The sequence below is a fragment of the Mycobacterium sp. NGS59 genome, assembly GCF_059812345.1.
Map to the genome: position 1 here is coordinate 215,427 of NZ_JCALCN010000006.1, position 25,901 is coordinate 241,327.

Below are 25,901 nucleotides of genomic sequence, written 5' to 3' on the forward strand. Positions count from 1 at the left end.
TCGTCACAACAGGTATGACCGGAAGGCTGGCAGCGCGATGACGAACTCGGCACTCGGGTTTGGGGCACTGGGTCCGCTGCAGCTGCTCGTCGACGACGTCCCCGTGCCGGTGGGTCCGGCCAAACAACGTGCGGTGCTGGCCATGCTGCTGGTCAATCGCAATCGGCCGGTGTCGGTCGACTCGTTGACCGACGCGGTGTGGGACGGCTCTCCGGTGCCGGCCGCCGCGCACCAGCATCCAGTCCCACATCTCCAACCTGCGCCGACTGCTGCGTACCACCGGCGTGGACCCCAACTCGGTGCTGCCCAGCGCGCCGCCGGGTTACCAACTCACTGTCGCCGACGCCGATTGCGACCTGGGACGGTTTGCCGTCGCGAAAGCCGCGGGCGTCCAGGCCGCCGCGGCCGGACGGTTCGAAGAGGCCAGCGGTCATCTCTCGGCGGCGCTGGCCGAGTGGCGCGGCCCGGTGCTCGACGACCTGCGGGACTTCGAGTTCGTCACGGTGGTCGCGGCCAAGCTGGTGGAGGACAAGGTGGCCGCGCACAGCGCCCGGGCCGAAGCCGAGATCGCCTGCGGCCGGGCCGATGCGGTGATCGGTGAGCTCGAAGCGCTGACCGCCGAGCATCCTTACCGGGAACCGCTGTGGGCTCAGCTGATCACCGCCTACTACGTCACCGAACGTCAGTCCGATGCGCTGGGTGCCTATCGCCAGTTGAAGACCGCATTGGCCGAGGGCCTCGGCATCGACCCGGGGCCGACCGTCAGCGCGCTCTACGAGCGAATCCTGCGTCAGGAACCGCTACCCACCAAACGGGGTGCGGTGAACACCCGCAAGCGCGGTGCTTACCGGACCGAAACCCACACGACGTTCGCGCCTCCGACGGCCGGGCTGCGCGACAGCGCCGGACGACGACACCCGCTGGCCGGCCCGGCCACCCGCATCGGCCGCTTTCCCGACAACGACCTCGTGCTCGACGACACCGACGTCAGCCGTCATCACGCCGTAATCAGCGACACCGGAACGGGTTTCGTGATCACCGATCTGCGGTCGACGAACGGTGTCGAGGTGCAGGGGCAGTTGATCCGGGGCAGCGCCGGACTTTCCCATGGCGACCACATCTGCATCGGCGGCGTGGAGTTCGTCTTCGAGGTCGACCTCAGCCAATAACGGCGCGGGCTAACACCCGAGAATCGCCTGCGCCGCCACCGCTTCAGGTGCCGTGCAGTTGGCTGGGAGGCGACCCAGCGCCTCGGTGAGGACGTCTCGCGCATCGTCACCGCGGAGCTCGAAATCGTCTAGCGCGGAACGCAATTCGAACAGGGGCGCATCCTGTCGGCGGGCCAGTGCCATGGCCGCAACGAGATCCGCGGCCGTGCTGTCCGGATCGGTGTGGGTGCGCGCCCGGACTCGGAGCAGTTCAGCATCCCACAAATGCATTTCGGTGTCGTCGGCGATTTGTAGGGCGAGATCGATTCGCGCGCGGGCCTCGTGGCGCCGGTCCGCGGCGATCAGCAGCTGCCCGATAACGCAGTCATAGCGCGTCTGGTACGCGTACAACCCCAGCGAACGCCACAAGTCGGTCAGCTGCGTTGTGGTCTCGATCTGAGCGGTCAGCGCATCCGCATCGGGATCAGCTGAGCGCAACAGGGTTTCGGCCTCGACTTTTGCTCGCACGGCAAGTCCGAACAACTGCCAGAAGACGAACCCGTACCGCTCGGCCTTGGCCAGCATGTCGGTCACCAGCTCGGCGGCGCGATCCAAGTTGCCGGCATCGGTTTGTATCCAGATTTCGATGTCGATCGCATACACGTGGTTGTAGGGCCCGAGCGGAAATCCGAGAGTGTCGGCCCGCTGCATCGCTCTTGCGATGGAGGCTTCGGCCGCAGCGAGGTCACCGTGCAGCAGGTGGTAAACCCCGAGATGCTCGTGGGCCAAGGCGACGGTGTCGTGCGGAATGAACCAGGACTCGTCCATGTTGCGCTGCTCGTCATCGGCCAAGCCGACTGTGGCCTGCTCGAACAGGCAACGGGCGCCGGCATATTCCCCCCGCATGAAGGCGACCATTCCGTGGATGCAGTCGACGGCGGGACTCCACCACTGCTTGGCGCCTTGGGCGTTGCTGCGCAACGCATCCGCGGTCTGGCTCGCCCGCCGCATGTCCCCCCGGCTGATGTAGTAGCTGCTGACCGCAAACAGAACCCCGAACAGCTGATCCTCGGCAAGGTCTTTGCCGACGAGTTGCAGGCAGCGCTCCACATCGTCGGTGACCTCGGGGCTTTGATACCCCTCCGCCGTGGCGGTGAGCAACCACCGTTCCAGACGCGGTCCTATCTCCCAACGGTCCCGGTCTGCGCTTGGCGGACAATGCCCGAGTTGGTTCAGGGCGTGCGTCAGATAACTGCGCGCCTCGGCCAGAGCTCCGCGGCGCCTTGCATCGGCGGAGGCCTGCTCATACGCGGAGGCGGCCTCGGCGTGCCGTTCGGCCTGTTCGTAATGCGCTGCAACCTGCGGCCAGTCCGGGGTTCCGACGGCTGCCTGGGTCATCGCGTCGGCGACTTTGGCGTGCAATTCCCGGCGAACGCCGGGCGGCGCGATCTCGGCCGCCGCCTCCCGGAATAACTCATGGCGAAAGCGCCAGGCGTCCGGGCCTTGCGGTTCCAGGATTTTGGCGTCCTCGAGCTCATCGATGATGTCGTCCACTTCATCCGCGCTCGACGCAGCCACCGCGACGAGGAGATTCCGCTCGACCTGCCGCCCGATGATGGCGGCCGCGGAGACGACGGGTACCACGTTGGGAGTGGCCAACAGCCGCGCGAACAACGGCTCATACAACCGGTCGGGTAACGCGGCGCGGGTCCCTTCGTTCGCAGCATCCATCCCACTGACGACCTGCTCGATGAAGAACGGGACACCACCACACCGGGCACGCACCGCCGCGCAATCTTCGGGACTCACCGTGGGATCAAGAGTCAGGGCGAGCTGGTCCGATTCGGCCTCGGTCAACGGCGCCAGATCAAACACCTTGGCCTGCCAGTGATTCGGTGTCCAATCGTCACCTCGGCCGGTGATCACGACGAGCAGGCGGCCGCCGGTTTCGTCCAGCACCTCGCCTAGCAGGCCGAGGGTGGAGGGGTCGAACCAGTGAGCGTCTTCGGCCACGAGTAATCCGGGGCCGCCGTGAAAGCAGGCAAGCAGATAGCGCTTCAGCGCTGCGGCGATCAAGTCCTGCAGTTTCTGCGCTGCGGCCGGCACTGGTTCGTAGCCGTGGACGGCGTCGATGCCGATCACGGGTGCCAGCAACGGAAGTAGGCCGTCTGGGTCCAGCCGTTGCGCTTCGATCTCCACCCGCAAAAGGTGCAGCCGCTGTTCGGGTCCGGTGAGACGAGTGATGGCACATCGACGTTCCAGCAGCACCCGCATCGGGTGCAGACCCACGTCAGGATGCAAAGGCGAACCGACCAACTCGACGACTTGGCCTGAGTCCCGCCGCACAACATCGATAGCCGCCGCCGCGAGCCTGCTCTTTCCGATTCCGGCTTCGCCGCGGAACACCATTGCGGGGATGGTCAGTGTGCCCGCCTGTGCCCGCGACCAACTCTTGTGCAGCCGGGCGAGTTCGCGCTGGCGGCCGACGAGCGGACCCCGCGGGAGTGGGGCGGGGTCGACCCGCTCGCCGATCACCTGAAACAACTGGACGACCTCGGCGACGCTGAACGACGCCCCGGGCAACTCCGCCAGTTCGAACGTGTCGCGGATCAGGGGCGCAACCGACTGTGTGACGGCGACGCCGCCCGTCGGCGCCTGCGCCGAAACTTCCACCGCCAGACTGGCGGTGAGCCCGTACAGGTCGTCTTCAGTGTCGTCCAGGTGCACCGCGCCGCGGTGAATACCCACCCGGACATCCACGTTGGCGTCGAACTTGCTTTTCGCTTGCCGGCTCAGGCTTTCCAGCTCGCGGGCGATCTCCAAGCCCGCATATACCGCTCGGTGAACATCGTCGTCGTGCGCGCGAGGATAGCCGAAGACGACCATCAGCCCGTCCGCCGTCGCGGACGCGAGATGTCCCTCATACCGAACCGAGATTTGGCGGACCTTGTCGCGGTAGCGACGGATGATCACGCGCTGGGTCTCCGGGTCGACCCGCGCGGCCAGTCGGGTTGCACCGACCAGTTCGGCGGAAAGGATTGTCAGGCGCCGGATTTCGCCGCTGCCGGTGCTTTCGTTCCACAGATCGTCGGCGTCGTCGGGTCCGGCGTCGGGTCTGGCGTCGACCGGGTCTTGCGGCACCGCAGCAGACTTGGACGTCGCATATGGCCCGCTGACCGCCGCTACAGCTCGCTCCAGCAGATCGTCGATGGCTGCACCTGATCTCACGGACCGGCGATCGAACGACGAGTACTTTTCGGCGGGGGATCGGGCAGGGCCCGCAGCCACCGCGATGTCGTCCGAGATCGTTTCCGGCGCTTCGGAAGTGGTGGTCGACATGACGGGTGCATGGGCTTGCTTCGGCGGCAATCCGCCCGCATCCACATTGGTGTTCAGGGCCAGGCGAGCCGCCTCGCTCAATTGGAGCGCGGTCTGGTAACGCGCGTCAGGGTTCTTCGCCATTCCCTTGCCGACGACAGCATCGAACTCTTCAGGGACGGCCCGGGTGATCTGAGACGGTCGCGGCGGGGGCGCGGTCAGGTGCGCCATCATCTGCTGTTCGGGATCCTCACCGGGGAAAGGCGGGACTCCCGTGACGCATTGCACCAGCACGCACGCCAACGCATAGACATCGGCGCGCATATCACCCTTGTTGTCGCGGAACCGCTCCGGAGCCATGTACTGCATCGAGCCGATGATGTTGCCGGCTCCGGTCAGCCCGGTTTCCCGAGCGGCGCGGGCGATGCCGAAGTCGATCAGGTACGCGAAGTCGTATCGAGTGATCAGAATGTTCGAGGGTTTGACGTCGCGATGTACCAGACCGGTGCGGTGGACGGCGTCCAACGCCATGGCGACCTGCTCGATTATTGCCACCGCCCGGGCCGGGGCGAGCGGGCCGTCCTTGAGCAGGGTCTGTAGGTCCTGACCCTCGATGAGGCGCATCTCGACATAGAGCCGACCGTCGACTTCGCCGTAATGGTGAATGGGGACGATGTGCGGCTCGTTGAGACTGGCCGCGGCGTGTGCTTCCCGGCGAAAGCGCTGGCGGAATACGTCATCCTGCGCCCACTGGGTCGGCAACAACTTCAGCGCCACATCGCGGTCGGTCTGCGTATCGTGCGCCCGCCACACTTCTCCCATGCCGCCGCGGCCCAGCAACCCCTCCAGCCGGTACCGACCGAACGCAGTTTCTTTCATCGGCCCGCCCCTTGACGATCCAGCCAGCCAGGTTCCAACGATGGCAGTCGTCTCACCATATGCCAAGGTGTCGACAGCGCCGCCGCATATTCCCAGCTACGGTCCGGCCTGCGGCGTCAAGGGATCCGGTACGCCAAACACCGGTCAGCTCTTGCGCAGCGGCGCCGGATCCCACAACCCGCTGCGGGTCACCGTGCCCAGTTCCAGGCGGGCCGGCACGGCGTCGGGATAGAAGGGGGTCAAACGCTGCAACGCGCCCCAGTCCCGGAACCAGTCGTCCTTGAGGTAGCTGGCCACCGTGGTCGCATGCGCCAACAGTTCGGTGATGCCCAGCGGGCCGCCGCCCAGGTTGTCCATCACCGGCGAGTTGGCTTCGGCGCCGAACCGGTCCGGCAGGATGCGCCACTTGGGTGCCTCGACGACGCCGTTCTGGTGGCCGAACGGTCGCTGGCAGGGGAACGCCAGCCCCACCAGCCAGTCCAGGAACACCGGATCGTTGGATCCCACCACGTCCTGCAGCGTGCGCAGTTTCGGAATCCGCGGCGGCGTCAGTCCGATCCAGTGCTGCGGCGCCAGGTCGTCGTCGTCGGCCACCAGGCGGATCTGGGTGGCGGAATCGGGGATCGCCGACAGCGGCGCGCGCAGATTGCGCCAGGCGGGTACCGCACCGACGTCGGCGAATTCCATTGATCCGCCGTGCTTTCCGGCGGCAGCCTGGTCGTCGGTGGCCCACTGCACCTGGATCTCACGCGAGTCGAACCGGCCGGCCGCCGTCACCACCAGCAGCGGTGTCTTGCCGCGTTGATCCTTCGGCGGCAGCCGATACCAGCCCGACCGCAGCATGGCGGGCACCTGGATGCCGGAGCGCCAACTGCCCAGCACCGGCACGCGGGCCGGATCCAGGTTGAACGGCAAGCGCGCGCGGGAGCCGTTGATGCCGGGTGCGGCGGTGGTGCCGCCCTCGGTGCCCGGGTCGCTGCCGGTGACCACTGCGTCGTCGCTGGCGAAATTGCGGTCGCCCGGGCGTTCCATCACCGGGTCCGCGGTGACATCGGCGGGAATCCCATTGGGCGAGAAGGCTTCTGAAAGACCGGCGCCCAGGGCGTCGGCCACCGGTGCCGAAACCGGCTCGAGCATCCCGGCGCCGGGATCCAGCTCCACCAGGACGTCCTCGGCCAGTCCGCAGGTTTTGCCGGTCAGTGCTTGCAGGTTCGACCGGCCCACCGTCCAGGCCGGGTACTGCGAGATCATCGCCGAGGTCAGCGAGGTCACCTCCAGCAGCACCAACAGCCACGCCGCAATTGCCAACGGGGACTGCAGGATTCGCGACAGTCTCGCACCGTAGCGGGTCTTCGGCGGCGCGTCGTCGTCGGTGGAGCTGAAATGGAACCAGGCGGCTATCAGCAGCACGATCACCGTGAGCTCGAGCAGCGCGGTGGTCAGCGACCAGCGCCACTTCGGGAACGAATTCGACCACGGCACACCGAAATTCGATACGTACCACCAGCCGTTGACACTGGCGAAAGACAGCGCCATCACAAAGATCACCACCGCCGCGAACACAGTGCGGTTGCGGCGGGATCGCATGGCCGAGCCGGTCACCGCCACCGCGGCCAGCGCCCCCAGCGAACCGGCCAGCCCGGCGAACACCCCGAAGTGGTGCGTCCATTTGGTCGGGGTGAACATCATCGCCAGGAACGAGATGATGGTGATGCCGATGATGCGCCGGCTCGGCCCGGCAGCGGTGCCCGGAATCCGTCCTTTGCGCAACGACACCGCCACCGCGATGGCCAGCGCGAGCAGCAACGCCAGCACCGCGAAGCGGCGTGCCACCGAACCGTCGGGGCTGGGCATGAACAGCCGCTCGTAGCGGATGTGCTCGTCGAACCATTTCAGGCTGGGGCCCACCGCCTGCTTGAGCAGGGTGGCCTGCGCTTCGCCGGCCAACGTCTGATCGCGGAAGATCAGGATCGCCGTGACCGTGGTCGCGGCCAGGATCGGCGTCACCAACGGCAGCAGGCCGAACTGCTTGGATCGGCGGTGCAGGATGGTGCGCAACGGGCCGATCGCGACCAGCAGCGCACCGATGGACGCAATACCGGTGGGTCCGGAGAACAGTGTCAGCGCGCCGATGACGCAGGCCATCGCTACCGGCAACAACCGGCTGGTGGCCACCGCCCGCTCCACCGAACACCAGGTCAGCAGGATGCCCAGCGCGATGATCGGCTCCGGTCGCAGCCCGTTGTCCAGCGGCAGCCACACGGCCAGGAACATGCCGGCCGCCGTCCACGCCGCGGCCCGGCTCTTCTTGACGGCGTATCCCAGCCGCGGGATGACCTCCCGGCTGATCACCCACCAGCAGGTCAGCGCCATCGCCAGGACCGGCAGCCGCATCCAGATGCTGGCCGTGGAGACGTGCGCCCATACCGCCAGCAGGTCGTAGTACCAGCCGAACGGCGCCTCGGGTGTGCCGAACCAGCGGTAGTAGTTCGCCATGTATCCCGCGTGCTCGGACACCCGGGCCATGGTCAGGATGTAGCCGTCGTCGGAGGTGTTGGCGCCGACGAAGTGCCACCACACCAGCACCGCGATCACCAGCGCGTCCAGGCCCCCGATCGACCACCAGCGGGACGGCAGGAACCGCCGGTGCCGGGTGCCGTCGGCGGTGTCCAGGACGTGCAGCGCGATCAGGGATGCCGCGGTCATCAGCACGCCGAGGATCATCGCGGCCATCTTCAGCACGGTCGGGCTGCTGCTGTAGCGGGTGTCGACGGTCGCGGAGAAACTCAATCCCGGCGGCGCCGGCCCGGACAGGTCGGTGAACACACCCACGATCTGCGGGCGGAAGTCGTAGCCGCTCTTCTCCCCGCGCAGCGGTTGGCCGGGGTGCTCGGTTGTCGGGCCTTGGCGCAGGCCGACGAATTCGCCGATCACCCGGTCGGGGTGCGCGGTGAATGTCAGGCGCTGGCAGGACGGCCCGAGCACCTCGCTCATCGGCGCCGCCACCACCGGCACGTTGCGCACGATCAGCACCAGGTCCTCGTTGACCCGCTGCAACAGCAGCCCCCGGTCGACCGCTTTGGGGGCTTGTTTGGGCACTGTCGAGAGCAGCACGGTCTTGCCGGCGTTCTGCGGACCCGCCAGCCCCGCGGCGGCCTGGCAGGGAACGCTGATGTCGAGGTCGGTGGCCACGTAACTGAACAACGGCGCGTCGACGCTGCCGAAGGTGCCGTTCTGCGGCCAGTTGAGCTGGGCGGTGGTCTGTTCGACCGGTAGCAGCGGGGTCGCCAGCGCAAGAACGGTGCCCAGCAGGCCCGCGACGACGGCGACGAGCCGAGCGATCCGGTAGTTTGCGCCCGCATCGCCCACGGAGGTAGATGCTAATTGCTCGGCGTTCTGCGGTGAGGTTTCGGTGGCCATCAGTCGCCCGGCTTTCGGATGGCCACCACGAACGGACCGATGGTCTCGACGGCGAAACGCGGATCGGCGAACAGCGCGGCCTTGAGGTCCACGGTGTACCGGCGCACGTTGGGCTGGTTGGGGTAGACGTCCTCGGCCAGGCGCAGGGTGTAGGTGTTGCCGGCGCCGCGGCGCATCACGAAGACGGTCGGCGGCGGCCAGGGCAGTTTGTCCAGCGCCTGGACGAGTTCGTCAGCCGTCTTGAGCTTGGACCAGGACTGGATTTCCGCGGCCCGCTTGTCGAACTGTGCCAGCGGGTTGGCGTAGTGCGACGTCAGTCCTTGGAAACCCCAGTAGGGGTAGAAGGACAGGAAGCTGTAGTCGGCGGTGAGCACCACCGTCTCATCGCGCGGTTTGCCGGTGACCTTCTGTATGGCGGCGTCGACGGCCGGGTAATACTTCTCCGCGCCGGGCGGCCGACGGTCCCCGCGCTGGCCGTCGCCGTCGGTGTCGGTGTAGGCGATGGTCAGGTCGGACCGCAACACGTCGGGGATGTCCTGGCTGAACGCGATGGCGCCGGTCAGCCCGATCGCCGCGGCCGCAGGCAGCACCACGCGGCTGCGGCCGGCCAACGCGGTGACGGCCTCGACGAACCCGAAAACCCCGGCCGCCACCAGCAGCACGGTCAACGCCGGCTGCAGCCGGAACGACAGCAGGGTCGTGCGCGCCAGCGTGGTCAGCATCGACAGCAGCGACCACAGGTACACCGCCAGCACCCCGAGCGCCAGGCCGCCGGCCCGCACCGACGTGCGCGCCCGGATCACCAGCCACAGTGTGCCCAGCATGCAGATCGCGCCCAGCAGCGAGAACTGCAGCATCGGGAAGGTCAGCTGGGCGCCGTCGGCCGGCAGGTAATGCTGGGCGCTGCCGGTGTTGCTGACCGGGTCGCGCAGCGCGCGCAGCAGGAACGGCAACCAGGTGATGGATCCGATGGCGGCGGCGATGACGCCCATAACGAGCAACCGGTACAGCGGTTGCAGGGCCGCCGCCCGGTCGGTTCGCCAGCGCGACGCGGCCAGCAGCAGCGCCATCAGGGTCACCGTGAACGCGGTGTAGCCGAACAGCAGCGTGTACCAGGTGGCGGTGTAGCCCAGGAACAGGCCAGCGCCGACGATCGCGGCCCACCCGCCGCGCGAATTTTCGCCGAGCGTCACGCCAGCGTGACCGTCGGTGTCGGATGCCACGCTGGCGTGACGCTCGGGGGGGAGGCGAGCGCCGGCGCGCAGGCCCGACCAGGTCAGCACCAGCACCGGTGGCAGCAGCACGGTGATCATCGCGGCGTAGGGCTCGGGCGAACTGTAGGCCAGGGTGACCGCCGTCGTCGCGACGGTGACCAGCAGCGCGTACTCGAACCGGATCATCCGCCACCACAGCACCAGCGCCACCGCGACCGCGACGGCGATCGAGGTGATCGCCCACGGCTTGAACATCTCCCAGGCCGGGGTCCCCGTCAGCGCCGCCACCCGTCCGCCGATCCAGAACCAGCCCGGCGGGTAGAACGGCGGCAGCCCCAGGTAGGTCATGTCGCGCAGCCCGGGGTCGTCGGCCAGCCGGGTCAGATACTCGGTGCGGAATTGTTGGTCGACGGAGATGCCGAACAGGTAGAGCTTGGTGGCTCCCAGCGGCATGCCGAGCGTCACGACGGTGAACGCAGAGACGAACACCAGCGCGCCCAACTGGGCCAGGCGGCGGAAACGCCCACGCCGCCAGACCGTTCCGGCGACCAGCAACCCGGCCAGACAGCCGACCTGACCGACGGTGGTCAACGCGTGCAGCTGGTTGGACGACGGGAAAGCCGGCCACTGCACTCGGGAGATGGCCAGCAGCGAAACGACGGACACCACGACGGCAACCAGGGCCGCCAGGACCATCTGGCCGGCGGTGGCCAGCACCTTCCCCGCGCCAGCCGGGGGCACGTTCCCCGCGCGAGCCGGGGGCACCTTCCCCCCGCGAGCTGGGGGCACCTCCCGCTTGCGGGGGAACGCAAAAGCCCCCGATTCGTGCCCGATTTGGGGGCTTTTGCGTCTGCTCGGCATTCTCAGATGGGCAGCTTGCGGAAGATCTTCCGCGGGACGTGCCGCAACACCATCATCACGTAGCGGAATGCTGCTGGCGCCCAAACCAAATCCTTACCTTTTGCGGCCGCGGTCACCGCGAGGTTGGCGACGTACTCCTTGTCGACGGTCAACGGGGCTTCCTTGATGTGGGCACTCATCCGGGTGCGTACCTGGCCGGGCCGGATCACCAGCACCCGAACGCCGTACTCGCGCAACGCCTCACCGAGCCCGAGGTAGAAACCGTCCAGGCCGGCCTTGGTGGACCCGTAGACGAAGTTGGACCGGCGCACCCGTTCTCCGGCGACGGTGCTCATCGCGATGATCTGACCGAAACCCTGGGCGCGCATCTTCTCGCCGAGCAGCACGCCCACCGAAATTGCTGCGGTGTAGTTGATTTCGGCGATCTGCACGGCCTTGCGCTGGTTCTGCCACAACTCCTCGGCGTCACCGAGCAGGCCGAACGCGACGATGGCGACATCGATGTCGCCGCCGGCGAAGCACTGCTCGATCACCTTCGGGTGGGTGTCGGTCTCCACCGCGTCGAAATCGACGACCTCCACCGACTTCGCGCCCGCGGCCTTCAACTGTGCGACCGCGTCGTCGCGGCCGGGGTCTTCCGGCATGCAGGCCAACACGATTCGCGCGGCCGCGTTGCGCAGATACCGTTCGCAGATGGCCAGCCCGATCTCGGACGTGCCTCCGAGCAGCAGGATGGTCTGCGGATTGCCTACGGCGTCAAGCACCATCTAGAGCAGCTCCAAACGTCGGGCCATGTCGGAGGCGAACACCCCCGACGGGTCAACCTTGCGGCGCACCGCGATCCACTCGTCGATGCGCGGGTACATGGCGTGGAAGGTCTCGGCACTCACCCGGGAGTCCTTGGCGGTGTAGACCCGGCCGCCGAATTCCAGTACCCGGCGGTCGAGTTCGTTGAGGAATTCGTTGAGTCCCGGCTTGATCGGGAAGTCCACGCACACGTTCCAGCCGGAGATCGGAAAACTCAGCGGTGCCCGGTTCCCCGGGCCGAACAGCTTGAACACGTTCAGAAACGAGTAGTGCCCGGACTTCTGGATGTCGCCGATGATCCGTTTGAACTCGTCGACGGCGGTGGTGGGCACGACGAATTGGTACTGGCCGAAGCCGGCCGGACCGTAGGCCCGGTTCCATTCCCCGAACATGTCCAGCGGGTGGTAGAACTGCGTCAGGTTCTGCACCTTGCCGCGGTAGGTTCCGGATTTGCGGTACCACAGCTCGCCGATCGGCATGAAGGTGTACTTGGCGGCCAGCCCGTTGGGGAAGATGTCGGGCAGCGTAAGCAGTTGCGGCGCATCGAATTTCAGTGGGTCGCGCTGCAATTTGGCCGGCAGCTGGTCCAGGGTGGCCAGCGAGCCGCGGGAGATCGCGGCACGGCCCAGCTTGGGCGGTGCGCTGATCGCGTCGAACCACGCGCTGGAGTAGGTGTAGTTGGCCTCGCTGCCGTCACTGTGGAAGGCGATGGTTTCCTCGAGGCTCGCGGTGACGTCGCCGTCGGCGATGAAGTACGCGGTCTCGGTGGGTGTCATCTCGATGGTGGCGCGCAGGATGATCCCGGTCAGGCCGTTGCCGCCGACGGTGGCCCAGAACAGCTCGGCTTCCTCGCCGTCGGGCGTCAGGTGTCGGATCTGCCCGTCGGCGGTCAGCAATTCCATGGACCGCACGTGGTCGCCGAAGCTGCCGGCGCTGTGGTGGTTCTTGCCGTGGATGTCGCAGCCGATCGCCCCGCCGATGGTGACCTGCCGGGTGCCGGGCAGCACCGGAACCCACAACCCCAGCGGCAGCGCCGCCTTCATCAGCTGGTCCAGGTTCACCCCGGCGTCGACATCGGCCAGTCTGGTGTCGGCGCTCAGCGAATGGATCCTGTTCAGCGCGGTCATGTCGATGACCAGCCCGCCGCCGTTCTGCGCGTTGTCGCCGTAGGACCGGCCCAGCCCTCTGGCCAGGACGCCCCGGGGCCCGGCCTGCGCGACCGCGCGGACGATGACCTCGGGGTCGGGGGTGCGCAGGACCTCGGCTACCGAGGGTGCCGTTCGTCCCCAACCGGTGAGCCGGGTGGTCGTGGTGGACAGATCGCTGCTCGACATCGTCAAAGAGGGTACCGCGAGCCCAACGAGGCTCAGCGGACGCGGAAGATCACGGTTCGTTGCACGACGAAGTTGATGACCGTCGCGACCCCCTGTGCGATCACGAACGCCACCGGGATCGCCCAGCTGCGGTAGTGCAGCAGCGCCAGACACAGATGGTTCAGACCGATCTGGACTGCGAAGGTGACCCCGTACAACGCCATGACGGCGGCAAACCGCGCACGGCTGGGCGCCGCCTGAAACGTCCAACGCCGGTTGATCAGGTAAGCGGTGATCGTGCCGATCACGACGCTGATGAATTTCGACAAGTCGACCTGCAGGCCCAGGCCTTTGTAGAGCGCCACGTAGACGCTGAAGTCGACGATGGCCGCGAAGACACCGGTGATGATGAAGCGCAGCGCCTGGGTGGTCAGATGCAGGTGCGTGTGCTGGTCCTGGGCGACCGGCACGGCATCGGGCTCTGGCGGGATCATCGGGTCGAAGTCTAGGAGGGCAGCTTCACCGAAATCAGTTCGACCTGGGTCGGGCCCTGCGGGGTGGAGTAGGTGATCGTGTCGCCGGCCTGGTGGCCTGCCAGCGCCTGGCCCAGCGGGCTGCGCGCGGTCAGCGTCTCGGCCTCGTGCCCGACCGGGGTTTCCTCCACGATCGAGATCACGTGCATCGTGACCACTTCGCCGTCGGCGAACCGTAGCGTCACCTCGGTGCCACCGGGCAGCGTGTCCGACGGGTCCGTCGTGGATGGTCCCGCCTTGAGTCGGCGGTCGAGTTCGTGGATCCGGTCACCGAGGATGGCGAGTTCGTCGGCGCGCTGGATGGCTTCGGCCGCGTCGCCATGGTCGCCGACCATGCCGCGGTCGTTCTTGACCTCGACTTCCAGCCGGTCGCGGCGCTGCCTGAGCCGGTCGAGTTCGGCGGCGAGGTTCTCGCGTGCCGCTGCCGCCAGGTCCGTTGACTGGGCTTCCTCGCTCACCTGCGGCGACCTTTCGTCCGGATTTGTGGCTTTTCAGTGATACACCACAACCAACCTGGTCGTCACTGGTATTCCGTACGCGTTTACCCGGGCGTAAAACCTTCTAAGCCCTCAGTCCTTGGCCGGTAGCGCCGTCATGGTGATCACCTTGCTGCCGCTCTCGTGGGCGGCGATGCGGGACACCCAGACACGGCCGCCCGTTGCCTGTGTGACGATCCGTTCCGCCGCGTCGAAGACCCACGCCGCCGAGGCCTCCATTGCCGCGCTGTCCACGATCCGGATGTCGACCACCCCACGCTCGGCCAGCAGTTCGAACAATTCGCGTTGCGGATCGTTGGCGGCGATCAGGGTGGTGCCCTCGAACTGCCGGCGCACTGCTGCGTGGATGTCCTGCAGTAGCCGGCTCCCGAGCACCTCACCGGTGCCGGCATCGGTTTCGGCACAGGCGAATTCGACTTCGAACGTCAGCTGGTGACCGTGCAGGTGCAGTCCCTTGCCGTCGTCGGACCACGATCGGCGGCAGCAACGCAGTTCCCCGAACCGTCTGCGCAGATGCGACTGCGCCGTTCGGCCGATCGGGGCATCGTCACGATGCATCGTGGCGGTATGGACTCTGTTGGCGAAAACGAGATCGGTCATGGTCATTCGGCGCCTAGTTTGACGAGTTCTTGTGTGGTGCGGGTGATGAAGTCACGTTGCTCCTCGGCGCTGTGGCGCAGCGAGCCGTAGAACGCCAGAGTGGTGGAGTCGGTGTGTGTCGCCGCGCAGGCGTAGGCGCCTTCGACGAGCACGCCCACCCCGTGCGGGGCGAGCTCGTGGTGCAGCCACAGACCCATCCGGGTCGTCATGCGTTGCTGGATCTGGATGCCGCCCGAGCATGCTTCGACGATTCGGGTGAACTTGGCCTGCCGCAACGGTTTTCCGCTGTGCATGTAGCCGATGTGCACCGCGCCGTAGAACGGCAGCAGGTGCTCCTCGCAGAGGGCTTGGAACGGGATCGGCCGCACCAACTCGAGCTCGGCCGGCGGTTCGGTGTCGCGGCCGACCGGGAATTGCAGCAGTGCTCCGACGGTGAGCGCGGATCCGTTGTCATGACGCAGCATGCGGCATAGCCTCTGGCCGCATCCTTGGCGGATTCTCAAAGGATTCTTGGAACGATCCTCAACGCGGCTCCCGGGAGCCGGGTGCACGGGCTCCGCGTCAGCCGAATTCGACCAGGGTGTAGGCCCCTCGGAACGGCTTGAGCGGCGGGAACTGCCAGATCGCGGGGTAGAGGGTGCCGAAGAACACACCCCGGCCCTTCGGGATCGGCACATCGTGCACCGCGCGGATCCCGGGCACGGTGCCGGCCAGGTCTGCCAGTCGACGCGCCGAGAGGCTGAACGGCATCGGTGGTACCCGGTAATGCTTGGACGAACGGATTCCCTTGGGGGCCAGCTTCTTCAGGATGGTTGGCGGCAGGTCGAAGAACATCTGGCCGCCGGCGAAATGACCGGCGCAGGCAGCGATGAGTCCGAGCGCTTGGTGCGGTTGCAGGTACATCAGCAGTCCCTCGGCGGTGATGAACACACCGTCGCTCGTGTCGATCTTCTCCATCCAGCTGTAGTCCAGAGCGGACTGGGCCAGTTCGGTGATCCGGGGCGATCGGGGCAGGAGTCGCTGCCGCAGCTCGATCACCGGCGCCAGATCGATCGACACCCAGCGAAACCGCGCATCCGGCAGGGCGCTGCTCAGCCGCCAGAAGCTGGTCTGGAAGCCCTCTGCGAGTGCGACCACGGTGGCGCGGGGGTGCTTGGTGAGGTAGGCGAGCGCGCACCTGTCGACCGCCAGCGAGCGCAACGCCATCTCCTGACCCTTGCGGCGACCGAACTTCTCGAAGTCGAAGTCGATGGAGTCGACGAGTTCGATGGCCATCGGGTCGTCGATGATCGCGTCCGGGCGGCCCGCCTGATAGGCCCTGCCGCGCAGGGTCAACAGCGCCGTCTCCGAGACGCCGGTGAGCAGGCCGGCATCGGTTTTTCTGACTCCCCCGGCTTTCCCGGTGCCGGGATCACTCATCACCGTCCTAAACCCAATACGGCACGCGCGCCCGGTATTGGCGCATGGCGACCGCGGCCAGCGCCCACCCGACCACCGTCAGCACCACGACCACCGCCCAGTGCCGCAACTCCTGGGGGGCGCCGAGCAGCGGCGCGCGCACGATGTCGAGGTAGTGCAGAAGGGGGTTGAGTTCGACGATCTTCGACCACCGGCCGGCGCCCTGCTGGCGCAGACTCTCGTCGTTCCAGATGATCGGAGTCATGAAGAACAGCAGCTGCACAACGGAATTCAGCAACGGGCCGATGTCGCGGTAGCGCGTCGCCAGGATGCCGAAGCACAACGACACCCACACGCAGTTGAGCATGATCAGCGCCAGCGCCGGGATGACCGACAGGTCCGCCCAGGACCATGGCTTGGGAAAGATGACGGCGACGACGAGATAGATGACGATGTTGTGCGCGAACAGGATCAGTTGCCGCCACACCAGCCGGTACACGTGCACGCTCAGCGGCGTCGGCAGTTGCTTGATCAACCCCTCGTTCGCGACGAAGACGTCGGCGCCCTCCAGGATCGCGGCGTTGATCAGGTTCCAGATGATCAGGCCGAGGGTGACATACGGCAGATGCACCGACAGGTCGAGGTGGAACAGCTTGGAGTACAGCCCGCCCATCGCCACCGCGGTGGTACCGGTGGCGATGGTGATCCAGAACGGGCCCAGCACCGAACGGCGGTACCGCTGCTTGATGTCCTGCCAGCCCAGGTGCAGCCACAGCTCGCGGCGATGGAAGCCGGTGACCAGATCGCCGCGGGCGCGGGCGAACGTCTTGGACTGAGCGGCCGCGTCAACGAACGTCATGTCGAACCTCCTGGCCGTTCGAATCGCTCTCGTCGTCCCAGCCGACGCAACCGAATCCACTCCAGCAGGCCGGCAGGGTCGCGGCGGGTCACCAGGAAAAACCAGGCAAACCGAACCCATTCCTGCAGAAGCAGTTTGCGCAGCCCCGGCTGGGACAACACGTAGCCGCGGTTGCGGTAGGTGAAGAACCTCTTGCTCGGATCGTCAGGATACTGGGTGTGCATGCGGCCGCCGAGGATCGGTTTGAATTCGGCTGAGCCGCACGGGTGCAGGTACACCGCGTCCAGGCAGGTGCCGAACGGCAGACCGGAACGGACCAGGCGGCGGTGCATCTCGACCTCGTCGCCGCGGATGAACAGACGCAGATCCGGCACGCCGATCGCCTCCAAGGTGGCCGCCCGGAACAGTGCGCCGTTGAACAGCGACGCGATGCCGGGCAGCAGGTCCTGAGCAGGATCGGTGCGTAATTCGCTGGTGCGCCTGCGCCATTCGAGGCCACGCCGTAGCGGAAAGGCCAACAACTCCGGGTCGTCGATGTTGCACACCATCGGTGATACCTCGGCCAGGCCGTACTTGTCCGCGCACGCCAGCAGGGTGGCCAGCACTTCGGTGCCGTGCGCGTATCCGTCGTCGTCGGCCAGCCAGATCCAGTCCGCACCGTGTGCCAACGCCAGCAACATGCCCAGCGCGAACCCGCCGGCGCCGCCGAGGTTTCGGCGGGACGGCAGATAGATAGCTGGGACTCGTTGTCCCGCAACGAGATCGCGCACCCGGTTGTCCCCGGAATCGTCGTTGTCGACGACGATCAGTTTGTCCGGTACCCGGGTCTGGCGGCACAGCATGTCGAGCGAGCGTGCGAGTTCCTCGGGGCGCCGGTGGGTGACCACGACGGCGAACACGGATTCAGTCACGCGCGTTCTCGGCGAGGACTTCACGCACGTGCCGGGCCGCGTCCTCGCCCTCGTAGGCGCGCACCACGTCTTCGATTGCGCCGCGTTGTTTGATGACGCCGTGGTCTATCCACATTGCGGTCTTGCACAGCCGGGCCAGGAATTCGTTGGAATGGCTTGCGAATACCAGGATTCCGGACCGCTCCACCAGGCTCTGCAGACGTGACTGCGCCTTCTTGAGGAACTCGGCGTCCACCGCCCCGATGCCCTCGTCGAGCAGCAGAATCTCCGGGTCGATGCTGGTCACCACACCCATCGCCAATCGGACTCGCATACCGGTGGAGTAGGTACGCAGCGGCATGGACAGGTAGTCGCCGAGTTCGGTGAACTCGGCGATCTCGTCGACCTTGGCCAGCATCTGCTTGCGGGTCTGCCCGAGGAACAGGCCACGGATGATGATGTTCTCGTAACCGGAGATCTCCGGGTCCATGCCGATGCCCAGATCGAACACCGGCGCGACCCGGCCGGTCACCTTCGCCCAGCCCCGCGTCGGTTCGTAGATGCCCGAAAGTAGGCGCAGCAGAGTCGATTTCCCGGCGCCGTTGTGCCCGACCAGGCCGACGCGGTCGCCGAGTTCGAGCGACATGGTGATGTCCCGCAACGCCTCGATGACCACCACGTTGGAGGCGTTGCGCCCGATGGCACCGCCCGCCTTGCCCAGGAATGCCTTCTTCAACGAGCGCGACTTGGCATCGAAGATGGGGAACTCCACCCACGCGTCGCGGGTCTCGATGTGCGGGCCGCTCGACACGGTTCTACAGGTACTGGCCGGTGCCGTGCGCGCCGCCGCCTTGGCTCGGCTTTCCGATCCCCGGCGGCAAGGCGCCCTGGCGCATCTGTTCCAGCTGCGCGCGGGCGGCCATCTGCTGGGCGAACAGCGCGGTTTGGATGCCGTGGAACAGGCCCTCCAGCCAGCCGACCAACTGGGCCTGAGCGATGCGCAGTTCGGCGTCCGAAGGCGGTGTGTCCTCGTTGAACGGCAGCGTCAGCCGTTCCAGCTCTTCGCGCAGCTCCGGCGCCAAGCCGTCCTCGAGTTCCCGGATGCTGGTGGCGTGGATGTCGCGCAGCCGCGTGCGGCTGGCGTCGTCGAGCGGCGCGGCCCGCACCTCTTCGAGCAGCTGCTTGATCATGGTGCCGATGCGCATCACCTTGGCCGGCTGCTCGACGAGGTCGGTCAGCGAGCGTTCGTCGGAGTCGTCTTCTGCAGGCTGCATCGCCATCAGGCGCGGATCGACGCCGCCGATGATTTCGATGCCGTCGTCATCGTCGTTGCCCGTACTCAACCCATTCACCGTCCTCGTGCGTGCCTGGTCAGCGGTGTGTCGCCGCGTAGTCGTGCCATTCGTAGATCTGGGCGCCGCCGTTGTCGTAGATCATGGTCCAGTACGGCGACTTGTCCAGTGAGATTAGCCCGTCGGGAATCTTGAACCCGCGCACTGTCGGACCGCTGGCCAGGACGTACCGGATGTTGAGCGCTTTGATCGCCTCGGGGACCCGCTTGTCGGAATCGCCTTTTCTGGCGTAGGCCCAGAAGATGTAGCGGTTGGGTCCCGGGCCCATCTGAACCGGATAGTCGTAGTGCGTCCACAGCGGGTCCAGCCCGGCAACGGCGTACATCCAGGCGGTGCCGTCGACGTTGGAGTTGCCGATCCTGGTGTCGCGCGCGCCGGGCAGATTCGCCAGATAGGCCATGGCGTCCAGGTCCTGCTGATTGACCATGATCTGGTCGTACTTGTCGCCGAACAGGAAACGGTGTCGCGGGAAGTAATGCACCGCGCTGCCCAGCGTGACGGCGAGGATCAGCGCCGCAGTGGCCGTTGTCCAGGCCCGCGGCGACACCTCCCGCTTGACCAGTCGCTTGGCTAGACCCACCACCGCCACTGCGATCGCGACCAGGGCGACGGCCGCCATCAGGTTGAACAATGGCGTCGTGGCCGCCGCGATTCGACGCGGATCCTTGTAGAAGAACTCGCCGAGTAATCCGGCCACCCTCCCGAACGGACCCCACAGCGGCGTGCCTGCGTCGACGTTGATCACGATGAAGAGCAGCCAGACCGCCAGCGGCCACCAGATCTTCTTGACCAGCATGATGAACCCGCCGACGGCGCACAGGAGGCTCAGCCCCCACTGGTAGGGGAAGTCGTTCAGATGCCTGGAGTGCATGAACACGGCATCGAACAGGCCATGCCGCATGCTCAGGTAGGTCAGAAACGAGTGACCGGCGATGATGTCTTCCTGCTTGGTGACGCTCAAGAACTGCGGCAGCAGGATCAGCCCGGCTGCGGCGCCGACGCCGGCCAGGGTCAGCAGATCAACCAGCCGGCTCTTCGCGGGGTGCCACAGGCATTCGAACAGCCACCACGCGCCCACCAGCAGCACGGTGATGATGCCGCCGGTGATGTGCACCGAGAAGACGCCGACCAGGGCCAGCACCGCCACCGGGATGCGGTCCCAGTGCCGGACCGTGGAGGTGATCAGCGCCATGGCCGGGATGGCCACCCCGTAGGCCGCCAGATTCGGCATGGCGGCGGTGTCGAACTCCACATAGGGCACCGCGGTGAACGACGCCGACAACGCCGCCGCCGTCGCCGCGGTCGCGGCGGTCACCCATTGGCTGGCGCGCAGCCGCAGCGCCTTCCACGTGAGCACCGCCGCGCTGACCGGAAACAGCCAGATCGCGGCCCCAAGCGAGGTCAGCGTGTAGCCGGTGGCGGCCGCCGCGCCGGACAGCTGGCACAGCACCGCGGTCAGCGCGTGGAACACCGACGGGTAGTACAGCAACGCGTGGGTCTCGACGTTGCGCAGCTCGCCCATGTGCGTGGGCGACGCCTGGCCGGTCTCGAGGATCCAGCGCACTTCGTTGGCGTGCCAGACCGCATCCCAGGTGCTGGGGATCGACTGCCAGTGCGGTATGCCGGCGAAGGCCGCCCAGCCGATCAGCACCACCCCCAACACCACCCCGGCCGCGACCAGCAGGCCGGGGCCGAAGCTCACCTCGCCGGCCTCGGCCACCCCGTCGCGGAAGCGGGCCAGCAGCAGGGTCGCGACCGTCGCCAAGACGCAGACGACGGCCAGCGCGGCCAGCGCCGTCCAGCCGTTCCAGGGGATGCCGAGGGCACCGTACGGGACGATCGCCAGGGCCACCACGCCGTAGGTCAGCGGCGGGCCGACCGCAATCGCGACAGGCCAGTTCAGCTGCGCGATACGTGCGACGATGGCACCCGGTGCGATCAGCAGGATCAGTGCGATCAGCGTTCCGAACCACAAGCTCACTCGACTAGTATGGCTGGCCGGGTGCACCCGCTCGGGAGGCCGTAACGGCCGGAACGTCTCTGGCGCACCCGCTACCGACCATTCGTTCGCAAAATGGCGAATGCATCCGAGAGCCCTAAGGTGGCTGGCATGGCCTACGACGTCGCCCGGGTGCGTGGACTGCACCCGTCGCTCGGTGACGGGTGGGTCCACTTCGATGCGCCGACCGGCATGCTGATTCCCGACTCGGTCGCCACCACCGTGTCGACGGCTTTCCGCCGGGCAGGCGCCAGCACGGTCGGGGCGCACCCGTCGGCCCGGCGCAGCGCCGCGATCCTGGAAGCGGCCCGGGAGGCGGTGGCCGACCTGGTGAATGCCGATCCGGGTGGCGTGGTGCTGGGCTGTGACCGCGCGGTGTTGCTGTCGGCACTGGCCGATGCGTCGTCCGCGCGCTCCGGGCTGGGTTATGAGGTGGTCGTCAGCCGGCTGGACGACGAGGCGAACATCGCTCCTTGGCTGCGCGCGGCGCACCGGTACGGCGCCAAAGTCAAGTGGGCCGAGGTCGACATCGAGACCGGTGAACTGCCGACCTGGCAGTGGGAGAGTTTGGTCGGCAAGTCGACCCGGCTGGTTGCCGTGACGTCGGCGTCGGGCTCGCTGGGCACCGTCACCGACCTGCGCGCGATGACCAAGCTGGTGCACGACGTCGGCGGCCTGGTGGTGGTCGATCACTCCGCCGCCGCGCCGTACCGGTTGTTCGATATCAAGGAAACCGACGCCGATGTGGTGACGGTGAACGCGGTGGGCTGGGGCGGACCGCCCATCGGGGCGATGGTGTTCCGCGACCCGGCCCTGATCAACACCTTCGGTTCGGTGTCCACCGACTCCTACGCCAGCGGTCCGGCACGACTGGAGGTCGGCGTGCACCAGTTCGGCCTGCTGGCCGGAGTGGTGGCCAGCGTCGAATATCTGGCCTCACTGGACGAGTCGGCTCGGGGCAGCCGACGGGAACGGCTGTCGGTGTCGATGCACTCCGCGTCGGCATATCTGAATCGGATCTACGACTATCTGATGACGTCGCTGCGGTCGCTGCCGCTGGTGATCCCGCTCGGCCGTCCCGAGGCGCGGATACCGGTGGTCAGCTTCGTCGTCAACGAAGTGCCGGCCGACCGGGTGGTCCAGCGGTTGGCGGACAACGGCATTCTGGCGATCGCCAACGCCGGGTCCCGGGTGCTCGACGTGTTGGGTGCCGACGACATCGGCGGTGCTGTCACGGTCGGACTGGCGCACTACTCGACGATGGCCGAGGTCGACCAGTTGGTGCGGGCGCTGGCGTCGCTGGGCTGAGCCCGGGCTAGACGGTCAGCAGGATCTTGCCAAAAGTCTTGCCCGACACCATCAATTGATGAGCCTCCGCCGCCTGCTCGATGGGCATCCGGGTGCCGATCACCGGCCGGACCGCGCCGCTGGCGAACATCGGCCACACCGATGCCGTCACCGCCTCGACGACGGCACTCTTGCTGTTCGGCCCGCTGACCGGACGAGCCCGCAACGTGGTGCCGACGACCCGCGCGCGCTTGGTCAGCAGCTTGCCCAGGTTCAGTTCGGCTTTCACCCCGCCCTGCATGCCGATCACGATCAGCTGCCCGTCGGTGGCCAAGGCGTCGATGTTGCGGTCCAGGTAGGCCGCACCCATGATGTCGAGGATCACGTTCGCACCTCCCTGCTCCTGCAACCGCGCCACGAAGTCGTCGTCTTTGTAGGAAATGGTGATCTCGGCGCCCAGCTCTCGGCAGAGTTCCAGTTTCTCCGGTGACCCGGCGGTGACCGCGACCCGCGCTTCCAGCGCGCGCGCCACCTGAATGGCGTGGGTCCCGATGCCGCTGGCACCGCCGTGCAGCAGCACGAGCTGGCCGGGACCGAGGCGGGCGGTCATGACCAGGTTCGACCACACCGTGCACGCCACTTCCGGTATCCCGGCGGCGTCGATGAGGTCGACGCGTTCGGGAACCGGCATCACCTGTCCCGCCGGCACCGCGACGTATTCGGCATAGCCGCCGCCGGCGAGCAATGCGCAAACCTCTTGCCCGACAGACCAATTGGCAACATCGGAGCCGACTTCGACGACCGTGCCGCTGACCTCCATGCCGATGATCTCGCTGGCACCCTTCGGCGGCGGATACTTGCCGGCGGCCTGCAGCACGTCGGCGCGGTTGACGCCGGCCGCGGCGACCTTGATCAGTACCTCGCCCGGGCCGGCAGCCGCATCGGGGACGTCCTGCCAGGCCAGCTGCTCTGCGGATTCGGCGACGATGGCACGCATGTCGTCACGCTAGTCTTGTCGGCGGTGGCGTGGCAGAGCGGCCTAATGCACTCGCCTTGAAAGCGAGAGACGGCTAAAACCGTCCGGGGGTTCAAATCCCTCCGCCACCGCTTTTTCCGACGCCGATCAGTGCAGCGTCGGCGCGTACCGCAGCACCGCGGCGATCCCGTCCGCAGGATCGATCCGCTCGTCAGTGCGGACCAGCGCAGCGCCTGTCGAGATGGCGAGCAACGGCAGGGCTTCGTCGGCGCGCAGCGTTTTCTCCGGTGCCGCGCCCTGCTCGGACAGCACGTTGGCGTCCGGTGCCACGGTGGTCATGTCCGCATCGGCAACCACGGTCGCGTCGCCGATGTCTCCTACGATCAGCGTCTCGACGGCACCTTGGCGCAGCGCGGAGCACACGGCACCCAGACCTTCGGCCGCACGACCGGATTCCCGGCCGATCTCGGCGGCGAACCGTTCCGCGGCGTCGTCGATCATCCTGAGCCGCCGCTTTACGAACCAGGCTTCGATCTGGCCCTGGACCTCGGCGGAGTCGTGCCCGCTGTTTCGTGCTCCCACTTCGAGCGCCAGCGCGCGCTCGCCGACCCGTTCCGGGAACGCGGCAAGCAGGTCCGAACGTGAGCGCACTTCGCCGACCACGAACACGGTGTCGGCCGACATCTCGTCCACCCATTCGGTGACGCGGTCGGCCACCGCGCGGATGTTCTTGCGGGCAGCTTCCTCGGTGCGCTGTTGCGGGTCGCCGTAGCCGGCGTTCTCGGCACCGGACGCCTTGTGCACCGGATAGCCGCCGCCGTCGACGGTCTCGGTTTCGAAGACACCGTCGACGTGGGTGGTGATGTCGGCACCGGTGTGATCCACCTCGACCAACACATACGCCGGGGTCTCAAAGCCGTGCTCGACGATCGGCACGATATAAGGCAGGTCGGAGACACGGATCAGAGTCGTGGCGGTCGGGCGCAGCAGGTGTTCGTTGATCACCACCCCGTCGGTGCCGGCGACCAGCGCGCGACCGCTCCAGCCGATCGGCGGGCGCAGATCCATCACCGCTTTCTCGAGGTCGCCGATCACCGATTCGACGACGTCGCGGGCCTCCAGTTCCTCACGGACGGCCCGCCACCGGAGCTCGAGCTGCGCCTCGGCGTCGTGCGTGTTGTGTGTGTCTTCGAAGTACACCGACACGAATGGGCCGGAGGTGTCCAGCAGGGGACGAAAGCGTTCGGAATCCATCCCCTCTAGATGCCCGCGCACATCCCGAACAAACGCAGTTCAAATCTGCGGGATCGAATCGGCGATGGTGTCCATCAGCGCGGTGTAGCGCTTGATCTCCGGGTCCTTGCCGGGTTTTCCGCTGCTGATCACCCCGGCGGCCAGGCCGCGCGCCGGGTCCGCCCAGATCGCGATGTTGGCCAGCCCGAGGTTGCCGAACGCCGTCGCGGCGTTGCGGCCGAACGGTCCGAACCGGTCGGTGCCCAGCATGAAGCCGGTTCCCCACCGGGCGGGCTGCAGGCCCACCGCGAAGTCGGGCCGCAGCCGCCGCGCCTCCTGCACGGCGCCGTACATGCGTTCCGGGCTGATGACGCGCACGCCGTCGAGTTCCCCGCCCCGTCGCCAGATCTCGGCGAACCGCGACAATTCGTCCGCGGTGGAGACGGTGTTGGAGGACGGCACCACGGTCGTCAGGAACGCCCGCGTGTTGGTGTACGGGATGATCTCGTGCACCGTTCCGCCGACCGCCTTGCGGAAGATCGCCGCGATCACCGGCGGCAACGGTTTGCCGGTCGGGTGACTCGGGGCGACCAGCGGCACGTCCTGCGGGGCGACGCCGAAGTTGGTCCAGCGGAAGCCCAGCGGCTCGAGGATCTCACTGGCCAGGACATCGCGGATGTCTTTGCCGGTGGCCGCGTAGACGATTTCGCGCATGAGCGGTCCCCAGGTCAGCGCGTGGTAGATGTGCACGCGTCCCGGCCGGTACAGCGGGCGCAGTTTGCCCAGCTGCTCCTGGGCGTATTCGTGGTCGTCGGCGCGTTTGAGGTCCGGCCGGGGCCCGGTGGGGAAGGGGACGCCCGCGCTGTGGTTCAGCACGTGCCGGATGGTGGTCCGGTCCTTACCGTGGCTGGTGTAGCTGGGGATGTATTGACACACCCGGTCGTCCAGGGTGAAGACTCCGCGTTCGACGAGCATGTGCACGACGGTCGCGGTAATGCCTTTGGACGCCGAGTAGACGCAGAACGGTGTGTCGGTGCTGACGGGGACTTTCTCGGCGTCGGGTGCGTCGGTCGGGGCGTTTCCCCAGCCGTGGCCGATGGCACGGTTGAGCACCACCCGGCCGTTGCGCCGGATGCACAGCTGGATGGCCGGGTGCATGCCGGCCCGATACCAGTGCCTGGCCGCCTGCCAGATCCGGTCGATGCCAGCCCTGTCGATCTCGGAGTGGTCCTCGTCGCCGATCGCCGTCACGGCGTCCAGGTCGGACGGGACCCGAATTCTGCCGTCTGGTGTCGGGCTCATGTGGCCACAGCCTAG

Annotated in this window: 19 protein-coding genes, 1 tRNA gene and 1 pseudogene; 3 read left to right on the forward strand and 18 right to left on the reverse strand. The window is 67.2% G+C overall.

Annotated elements, in window-relative coordinates:
* Positions 1-37 precede the first annotated feature (37 nt).
* Positions 38-1,169, forward strand: a pseudogene (locus AC5Y46_RS10000) (BTAD domain-containing putative transcriptional regulator).
* Positions 1,170-1,178: 9 nt separating this feature from the next.
* Here the strand turns inward: AC5Y46_RS10000 and AC5Y46_RS10005 are convergent.
* From AC5Y46_RS10005 to AC5Y46_RS10075, 15 genes are all read right to left on the reverse strand, one after another.
* The gene (locus AC5Y46_RS10005) at positions 1,179-5,345 is read right to left on the reverse strand and encodes a serine/threonine-protein kinase (RefSeq protein WP_499943117.1); all 4,167 of its coding nucleotides are present in this window, start codon (positions 5,343-5,345) and stop codon (positions 1,179-1,181) included.
* A 144-nt stretch (positions 5,346-5,489) separates the two neighbouring features.
* A complete protein-coding gene (locus AC5Y46_RS10010; protein ID WP_499943118.1) occupies positions 5,490-8,765 on the reverse strand; it encodes an arabinosyltransferase domain-containing protein in 3,276 nt (1,091 codons plus the stop codon).
* The gene (locus AC5Y46_RS10015) at positions 8,765-10,840 is read right to left on the reverse strand and encodes a galactan 5-O-arabinofuranosyltransferase (RefSeq protein WP_499990912.1); all 2,076 of its coding nucleotides are present in this window, start codon (positions 10,838-10,840) and stop codon (positions 8,765-8,767) included. Before AC5Y46_RS10015 ends, AC5Y46_RS10010 begins: the two co-directional genes overlap by 1 nt.
* A gap of 2 nt (positions 10,841-10,842) precedes the next feature.
* Complete coding sequence (gene dprE2 / locus AC5Y46_RS10020; protein ID WP_499943120.1) at positions 10,843-11,607, reverse strand: decaprenylphospho-beta-D-erythro-pentofuranosid-2-ulose 2-reductase; 765 nt, start codon at positions 11,605-11,607, stop codon at positions 10,843-10,845.
* Positions 11,608-12,981 (reverse strand): decaprenylphosphoryl-beta-D-ribose oxidase, encoded by a 1,374-nt coding sequence (gene dprE1 / locus AC5Y46_RS10025; RefSeq protein ID WP_499943121.1) that lies wholly within the window; start codon positions 12,979-12,981, stop codon positions 11,608-11,610.
* Positions 12,982-13,013: 32 nt separating this feature from the next.
* On the reverse strand, positions 13,014-13,379 hold the full coding sequence (locus tag AC5Y46_RS10030) for a GtrA family protein (protein ID WP_499943174.1): 366 nt from the start codon (positions 13,377-13,379) through the stop codon (positions 13,014-13,016).
* Between the two features lie 86 nt (positions 13,380-13,465).
* Positions 13,466-13,951: a GreA/GreB family elongation factor gene (locus tag AC5Y46_RS10035; protein WP_499943122.1), complete on the reverse strand. Its 486-nt coding sequence runs from the start codon at positions 13,949-13,951 to the stop codon at positions 13,466-13,468.
* A 111-nt stretch (positions 13,952-14,062) separates the two neighbouring features.
* A complete protein-coding gene (locus AC5Y46_RS10040) occupies positions 14,063-14,590 on the reverse strand; it encodes a 6-carboxytetrahydropterin synthase (RefSeq protein ID WP_499943123.1) in 528 nt (175 codons plus the stop codon).
* Positions 14,591-14,592: 2 nt separating this feature from the next.
* Entirely contained in the window at positions 14,593-15,054 is a 462-nt protein-coding gene (locus AC5Y46_RS10045; RefSeq protein ID WP_499943124.1) for a GTP cyclohydrolase I, read from the reverse strand.
* 97 nt (positions 15,055-15,151) lie between these two features.
* A complete protein-coding gene (locus AC5Y46_RS10050; RefSeq protein ID WP_499943125.1) occupies positions 15,152-16,009 on the reverse strand; it encodes a class I SAM-dependent methyltransferase in 858 nt (285 codons plus the stop codon).
* Positions 16,010-16,016: 7 nt separating this feature from the next.
* On the reverse strand, positions 16,017-16,847 hold the full coding sequence (gene wzm, locus AC5Y46_RS10055; protein ID WP_499943126.1) for a galactan export ABC transporter permease subunit Wzm/RfbD: 831 nt from the start codon (positions 16,845-16,847) through the stop codon (positions 16,017-16,019).
* Positions 16,844-17,758, reverse strand: coding sequence for a galactofuranosyltransferase GlfT1 (glfT1, locus tag AC5Y46_RS10060; protein ID WP_499943127.1), 915 nt, complete (start codon positions 17,756-17,758; stop codon positions 16,844-16,846). The genes wzm and glfT1 overlap by 4 nt, the downstream gene beginning before the upstream one ends.
* Positions 17,751-18,548 (reverse strand): galactan export ABC transporter ATP-binding subunit Wzt/RfbE, encoded by a 798-nt coding sequence (gene wzt, locus AC5Y46_RS10065; protein WP_499943128.1) that lies wholly within the window; start codon positions 18,546-18,548, stop codon positions 17,751-17,753. Before wzt ends, glfT1 begins: the two co-directional genes overlap by 8 nt.
* A 4-nt stretch (positions 18,549-18,552) precedes the next feature.
* Complete coding sequence (locus tag AC5Y46_RS10070; protein WP_499943129.1) at positions 18,553-19,080, reverse strand: bacterial proteasome activator family protein; 528 nt, start codon at positions 19,078-19,080, stop codon at positions 18,553-18,555.
* A 28-nt stretch (positions 19,081-19,108) separates the two neighbouring features.
* Positions 19,109-21,070: a DUF6541 family protein gene (locus AC5Y46_RS10075; RefSeq protein ID WP_499943130.1), complete on the reverse strand. Its 1,962-nt coding sequence runs from the start codon at positions 21,068-21,070 to the stop codon at positions 19,109-19,111.
* Between the two features lie 129 nt (positions 21,071-21,199).
* Here AC5Y46_RS10075 and AC5Y46_RS10080 point away from each other — a divergent pair, with 129 nt between their 5' ends.
* Positions 21,200-22,396 (forward strand): cysteine desulfurase-like protein, encoded by a 1,197-nt coding sequence (locus AC5Y46_RS10080; protein ID WP_499943131.1) that lies wholly within the window; start codon positions 21,200-21,202, stop codon positions 22,394-22,396.
* 7 nt (positions 22,397-22,403) lie between these two features.
* Here AC5Y46_RS10080 and AC5Y46_RS10085 read toward each other — a convergent pair whose 3' ends face one another.
* Positions 22,404-23,372: an NAD(P)H-quinone oxidoreductase gene (locus AC5Y46_RS10085; RefSeq protein ID WP_499943132.1), complete on the reverse strand. Its 969-nt coding sequence runs from the start codon at positions 23,370-23,372 to the stop codon at positions 22,404-22,406.
* 23 nt (positions 23,373-23,395) lie between these two features.
* Here AC5Y46_RS10085 and AC5Y46_RS10090 point away from each other — a divergent pair.
* Positions 23,396-23,482 (forward strand) — tRNA-Ser (locus AC5Y46_RS10090).
* A gap of 16 nt (positions 23,483-23,498) precedes the next feature.
* Here AC5Y46_RS10090 and AC5Y46_RS10095 read toward each other — a convergent pair.
* Together AC5Y46_RS10095 and lipE are read right to left on the reverse strand one after the other, a co-directional pair.
* Entirely contained in the window at positions 23,499-24,605 is a 1,107-nt protein-coding gene (locus AC5Y46_RS10095) for an Rv2629 family ribosome hibernation factor (protein ID WP_499943133.1), read from the reverse strand.
* A gap of 39 nt (positions 24,606-24,644) precedes the next feature.
* A complete protein-coding gene (lipE, locus tag AC5Y46_RS10100) occupies positions 24,645-25,886 on the reverse strand; it encodes a lipase LipE (RefSeq protein WP_499943134.1) in 1,242 nt (413 codons plus the stop codon).
* Positions 25,887-25,901 lie beyond the last annotated feature (15 nt).